The following is a 546-nucleotide window of genomic DNA, read 5'->3' on the forward strand; positions in this document are numbered from 1 at the left end:
AATAGCTCACTAGTCGAGTGACTCTGCGCCGAAAATGTACCGGGGCTAAATACACCACCGAAGCTGCGGATTGATACCAATGGTATCAGTGGTAGGGGAGCGTTCTAAGGACAGTGAAGTCAGACCGTAAGGACTGGTGGAGTGCTTAGAAGTGAGAATGCCGGTATGAGTAGCGAAAGACGGGTGAGAATCCCGTCCACCGAATGCCTAAGGTTTCCTGAGGAAGGCTCGTCCGCTCAGGGTTAGTCAGGACCTAAGCCGAGGCCGACAGGCGTAGGCGATGGACAACAGGTTGATATTCCTGTACCACCTCTTTATCGTTTGAGCAATGGAGGGACGCAGAAGGATAGAAGAAGCGTGCGATTGGTTGTGCACGTCCAAGCAGTTAGGCTGATAAGTAGGCAAATCCGCTTATCGTAAAGGCTGAGCTGTGATGGGGAAGCTCCTTATGGAGCGAAGTCTTTGATTCCCCGCTGCCAAGAAAAGCTTCTAGCGAGATAAAAGGTGCCTGTACCGCAAACCGACACAGGTAGGCGAGGAGAGAAT

Annotated in this window: 1 rRNA gene; it reads left to right on the plus strand. The window is 51.8% G+C overall.

From position 1 onward, the window contains the following. Nucleotides 1-546, plus strand: a 23S ribosomal RNA gene (locus GBN78_RS29950); the annotation flags it as partial.

The sequence above is a fragment of the Bacillus sp. B2-WWTP-C-10-Post-4 genome, assembly GCF_009183805.1.
GTDB classification, from domain to species: Bacteria; Bacillota; Bacilli; order Bacillales; family Bacillaceae_G; genus Bacillus_A; species Bacillus_A cereus.